The 4799-nt window shown below is 76.0% G+C and carries 7 protein-coding genes; 3 read left to right on the top strand and 4 right to left on the bottom strand.

Features of this window, described 5'->3' with window-relative positions; genetic code table 11:
- A partial coding sequence (locus ACXJKG_RS19495; protein WP_456847384.1) for a helix-turn-helix transcriptional regulator occupies positions 1 to 658 on the top strand: 658 nt, incomplete at its 5' end.
- Here the strand turns inward: ACXJKG_RS19495 and ACXJKG_RS19490 are convergent.
- Both ACXJKG_RS19490 and ACXJKG_RS19485 read right to left on the bottom strand, forming a co-directional pair.
- Positions 639 to 1223 carry a mycothiol transferase gene (locus ACXJKG_RS19490; protein WP_456847383.1) on the bottom strand — a complete coding sequence of 195 codons (585 nt, stop codon included), beginning with the start codon at positions 1221 to 1223 and terminating at the stop codon, positions 639 to 641. The two genes, ACXJKG_RS19495 and ACXJKG_RS19490, sit on opposite strands and share 20 nt — an antisense overlap.
- A gap of 52 nt (positions 1224 to 1275) precedes the next feature.
- A complete protein-coding gene (locus tag ACXJKG_RS19485; protein ID WP_456847382.1) occupies positions 1276 to 1680 on the bottom strand; it encodes a nuclear transport factor 2 family protein in 405 nt (134 codons plus the stop codon).
- Between the two features lie 122 nt (positions 1681 to 1802).
- On the opposite strand from ACXJKG_RS19485, the gene ACXJKG_RS19480 reads away from it, so the two are divergent.
- Both ACXJKG_RS19480 and ACXJKG_RS19475 read left to right on the top strand, forming a co-directional pair.
- Positions 1803 to 3017, top strand: coding sequence for a serine/threonine-protein kinase (locus ACXJKG_RS19480; protein WP_456847381.1), 1215 nt, complete (start codon positions 1803 to 1805; stop codon positions 3015 to 3017).
- Positions 3014 to 3454, top strand: coding sequence for a mucin-associated surface protein (locus tag ACXJKG_RS19475; RefSeq protein WP_456847380.1), 441 nt, complete (start codon positions 3014 to 3016; stop codon positions 3452 to 3454). The genes ACXJKG_RS19480 and ACXJKG_RS19475 overlap by 4 nt, the downstream gene beginning before the upstream one ends.
- Before the next feature lie 3 nt (positions 3455 to 3457).
- Here ACXJKG_RS19475 and ACXJKG_RS19470 read toward each other — a convergent pair whose 3' ends face one another.
- Positions 3458 to 3679 (bottom strand): ferredoxin, encoded by a 222-nt coding sequence (locus ACXJKG_RS19470; protein WP_456847379.1) that lies wholly within the window; start codon positions 3677 to 3679, stop codon positions 3458 to 3460.
- Positions 3676 to 4799: NADH-ubiquinone oxidoreductase-F iron-sulfur binding region domain-containing protein (locus ACXJKG_RS19465; protein ID WP_456847378.1), on the bottom strand; the 1124-nt coding region annotated here is incomplete at its 5' end. The genes ACXJKG_RS19470 and ACXJKG_RS19465, both read right to left, overlap by 4 nt.

Genomic DNA, 4799 nt, shown 5'->3' with positions numbered 1-4799 from the left:
GCGCAAGGTCGTGCGGTCGCTGCCCGAGGCGCTGGCGGCGCCGGTGCAGGCCGTGCGCGAGCACGCCGCACCCGCGCCCGACCGGTCCGCGGCCCGGCCCGACCCGACGACCGCGACGGAGCTCGTGCAGGCGTGCTCCGCGCACCGACGCGTCCGGCTGGCCTACCGGTCCGAGAGCGGGAACGCGTGGTCGACGGTCGTCGAGCCGTGGGCCGTCGTCGTGCGGCACGGCCGCTGGTACCTGCTGTGCCACTCGCTCTCGTCGGACGCGCGCCGCGCCTACCGGGTGGACCGCGTCGAGGGTGTCGAGGTGCTCGACGAGGCGTTCGCGCCGCCCGAGGACCTCGACGCGGTCGCGGAGCTCGAGGCGCACCTGGCGGTCGGGTGGGAGTACGGCGTCGAGGTGCTCGTCGAGGCGCCGGTGCACCGCGCGCAGCGATGGCTCCCGCGAGAGCTCGGCCGGCTCGAGCCCGTGGACGGTTCGACGTGCCGGCTCGTCGGCACCACCAGCAACCCGCCCTGGTACGCCGAGCGGCTGGCGGTGGTGCCGGTGCCGTTCCGGGTGCTCGGCGGGCCCGAGCTGGTCGCGTGCGTGCAGGCCGTGGGCCGCCGCATGCTCGCGGCGGCCCCGCCCGACATCAGCCGCGGATCCAGCTGAGCGGTGACCCGGACACGGGCCGCCAGTCGAGCGGCGGGTCCTCGCCCACCCGGCCGTCGACCACCTCGCGGAGCAGGTCGGCGTGGCCGGTGTGCCGCCCGTACTCCTCGACGAGGTCGAACAGGAGCCGCCGCAGGTTGGCGTGGTTCCCGTCGTCGTCGCCGTCGGCGACCGGCCGGTCGAGCCCGCCGTCGGCGAGCGCAGTCTCGAGCCGCTCGCGCGACCGGCCGACCGCGCCGTCCCACGCCGCATAGAGCTGCTCCGGGGTGTCGTCGACGGCGGACAGGATCTCCGTGTCGTTGTCCCCCCAGGTCTCGGGGTGCCACATCTCGCCCGGGTGCCGGCCGGCGAGCTTCCACGAGAAGGTCGTGTCCTCGACGGCCGCGAGGTGCTTGAGCAGCCCGCCCAGAGTGAGCGCCGAGGCGCCGACGTGCTGGGCGAGGCCGGCGCTGTCGAGGCCGTCGGCCTTCCAGCGGAACGTGGTGCGCAGGCGGTCGAGGCAGGCGACGAGGTGGTCGAGCTCGTTGCTCGCGAGCGGCGGAATCCAGGGTGCGATCTTCGTCATACGACGACCGTAGGAACGGTTCCGGACGATCCCCGTCCGGAACGTCGGGACGTCAGCTCGAGAGCCCCGCCGGGTTGTCGATGGTCAGGTACGTCCCGTGGCCCTCGACGACCAGGCCGTCCCTGAACACCAGCACCTCGTCGACCAGGTTGCCGCGCTGGTTGCGGTAGCCGATCACCAGCACACCGACGCCGGCGAACACGCGCTCGACCGTGAAGTGCAGGTCCGGGATGAGGCGCAACCCCTCGGACCAGTAGGCGCGCAGCGCGTCCTTGCCGCGGATCACACCGCCGGAACCGGGGACGATCTGCGCCGCGACCGGCGAGGTGAACACGACGTCGTCGTGGAAGTGGGCCAGGAGCGCGTCGAGGTCGTGGGCGTTCCAGGCGGCCGCCCACGCGGTGCTGAACCCGGCGGGATCGGGGGCCGGTGCGCGGTCGTCGTCGCGGAGGTCCATGGCACCGACGGTACGGCCGCGGTGCGCCCCGGGAACAGCGGCCGAGGATGCCGACGGGCGACCGGGTGAGGACCGGGCGCCCGGCGTGCGGGCCTCGTCGGGAGCGCCTAGCGTCGGGCGACGTGCTGCGAGATACCAGCGGGCCGGACCCGGACACGGACGCGTCGGACGACGACGCCGTCCCGCGTCCGGTGCTCGACGGTCGGTACCGGCTCGACGGCATCCTCGGTCGCGGCGGGATGGCGACGGTGCACCGGGCGCGCGACCTCCTGCTCGACCGGGACGTCGCCGTCAAGGTGTTCCCGCCGGTGCACGAGGAGGCCGACGACCTGCTGCGGAACCGCGCCGAGATCCGCGTGCTGGCCACGCTGAGCCACCCGGGTCTCGTCACTCTGCACGACGCCGGGACGGTGCACGGCGAGGACGACACGCAGCAGGTGTACCTGGTGATGGAGCTGGTCGCCGGGCCGACGCTGGCCGAGCGGCTGCGGCGCGGGACCCTCAGCGACGAGCAGACCGCCGTCGTCGGCAGGGACGTGGCTCAGGCGCTCGCCGTGGTGCACGCGCAGTCGATCGTCCACCGCGACATCAAGCCCGCCAACGTGCTGCTCACACGTCCCGACGCGCTCGACGACGGTCCGGCCCCGCACGCGGTCAAGCTTGCCGACTTCGGCATCGCCCGGCTGGCGGGTGCCACGCGCCTGACGATGACCGGCATGACCCTCGGGACCGTGAACTACCTCAGCCCGGAGCAGGCCACCGGCAGCGCCCTCGGTCCGGCGAGCGACGTGTACGCGCTGGGCCTGGTGCTGATCGAGTGCGCGACCGGGCGGGCGGCCTTCACCGGCACGCCGGCCGAGGTCGCGACAGCCCGCCTGACCTCCGTCCCGCAGGTGCCGGCCGAGCTGCGCCCCGAGCTCGGGGACCTGCTCGCGCGGATGACGCGTCTGCTTCCCGACGAGCGACCCACCGCCGACGAGGTCGCGGTCGGTCTCGCCGCGCTCGTGGGCCCGGCCTCCACGTCAGGCGACACGCTCGTGCTCCCGACGGCCGAGCCACCGGGCGACCTCGCCGACGAGGAGCTGMCGCCGACGGTCGTCGCGCCCTCCGCCGCACCGGCCGAGYCGCCCCCGGCGCCCACCGGGTGGCGCGCGCGCGTCCGCACCGCTCGCTGGGCTGTCGCCGCCGGTGCCGTGGTGCTGCTGGCCGGCGGTGCCGTGCTGGTCGGGCACCTGGCGACCGACGGGTCGAGCCCGTCCGTCGCCCCGACGTACCCGGCCGTCCCGGGGACCGTCGGGGAGGCGCTCACCCAGCTGCAAGAGAGCGTCGAGCCGTGAGGCGGCCGGTGGTCCTGGTCCTCGCCGCCGGCCTGCTGCTGGCGGGGTGCTCCGGCAGCCCGGACCTGGCACCCGACAGGGCGCACACCCTCCAGGAGTCGGTGCTCGCCGTCAGCCAGGCGGCGAGCGAGGCCCGTTGGGACGACGCGCTGGCCCTGCTCGGCACGACCCGGACGGAGCTCGACGCCGGAGTGGACGCCGGTGAGGTCTCGACGGCGCGCTACCGCGAGGTCGACGCCGCCCTCGACCGGGTCGAGTCGGAGATCACGGCGGAGCAGGCGCGCGTCGCCGCAGACCAGCTGGCGGCCGAGCAGGCAGCAGCGGCGGCATCGGCAGCGGCGACGCCGCCCGCGTCCGAGCCCGCACCGGAGCCTGCGGCCCCGGGCAAGGGCAACGGCAAGGACAAGAACCCGGGCAAGGGCAACGGCAACAAGTAGCGGCTACGCGTCGCCGTCGACCGGTTCCAGCCACAGGGCGCGTCGGGGGCACGCGCGCACCGCGCGCGAGGCCGTTCGCGCGTCGGCGCCGTCGACGACCGGCCCGAGCACCGGGTACCCCCAGCGGTCGAGCGAGACCGCCGCCGAGATCTGGGCGCACAGGCCGATCCCCTCGCACGCGACGGGGTCGACGCGCAGCCGCGACTCGACCCGGACGCGCCTCATCGGCGCACCGCGGGGACCGGGAAGGTCGGCGCGTGCTCCAGCGGGCAGGCCCGGCCCCGCACGTGCGCGTCCAGCTCGTCGCGGAACGTGGCGACGGCCGAGGCGATCAGCCGGGTCGCCCCGTCCGGGTGGTGGCACGCGCCGCGCCCCTCGATCGTCTCGGCGTCCGCCAGCAGCCGGTCGAGCGGTCCCCGGGACGACGAGCCGGCCGCCAGCGCGGCGAGGTGCTCGGCGAGCACGGGGAGGCCGAAGGTGCACGGCCCGCACTGCCGCGCGCTCATGGCGGCGAGGTAGGCGACGACCGACGCGGTCTCGGCGACCCCGCAGCTCCGGCCCGGCAGCAGAGCGAGGACGCCCGCGCCGAGGCTCAGGCCGGCGTCGCGCAGAGCAGGCTCGTCGGGGGTGTGGTGGCAGAGCCGCTCCCACGACACCCACTGCCCGCCGAAGCCGCCGAGGAGCACCGCCCGCGGGGGGACGCCACCGGGTGGTCCGACGGCCGCGAGGACGTCGGGCACCCCCGTCGACCGCTCCACCTCGACGACGTGGCGACCGTCGGGCAGCAGCACGGTGAGGACCGTGGTGCCCGTGGGGGCGTGGCCGCGGGCCAGCAGGGCGACCCGGGCCAAGGTCTCCACGTTCTGCACGAGCGTCTGCGCTCCGCCCGTCCGGTCGGGCCGCCGCGTCGTCGGCAGCGCCGGGCCTCCGGACAGCGCCCGCGCGATCGCGCTGGACTGACCGGCCAGGTAGTGGCTCGGGCCGCGCACGATCTCGACCAGCGGCTCGAACGGGTGCACGCGGCGCTCGGCAGCGGCGCGGGTCAGGGCCAGGTACGCACCGTCGTCGTCGCCGTGCAGCCAGACGACCGCACGACGGGCGCCGAGCGTCTCGGCCGCGAGGAGGAGCCCGTCGAGGACGAGGTGCGGACGCTGCCTCAGCAGGGTGCCGTCCTTGGCGCTGACCGGCTCGCTCTCGGCGCCGTTCGCGACGACGGTGAGCGTCCCCCCGGCTCGTAGCGCGCGCCGCCAGCGCAGGGCGGTCGGGACGTGCGCACCGCCGTGCCCGTGCAGGCCGCCGCCCTCGACGGCCTCGAGCACCGCCGACGCGCCGCGCGGGCGCGGAC

This window comes from Cellulomonas sp. P5_C6, from assembly GCF_054049635.1.
The sequence above is the reverse complement of the archived record's forward strand: the minus strand, read 5'-3'. Positions and strand labels throughout refer to the sequence as shown.

What these genes read in the sequence shown, in the direction of transcription:
- ACXJKG_RS19470 (WP_456847379.1), bottom strand. Translation starts at nt 3,679, where the DNA reads ATGAGGCGCGTCCGGGTCGAGTCGCGGCTGCGCGTCGACCCCGTCGCG.
- ACXJKG_RS19485 (WP_456847382.1), bottom strand. Translation starts at nt 1,680, where the DNA reads ATGGACCTCCGCGACGACGACCGCGCACCGGCCCCCGATCCCGCCGGG.
- ACXJKG_RS19490 (WP_456847383.1), bottom strand. Translation starts at nt 1,223, where the DNA reads ATGACGAAGATCGCACCCTGGATTCCGCCGCTCGCGAGCAACGAGCTC.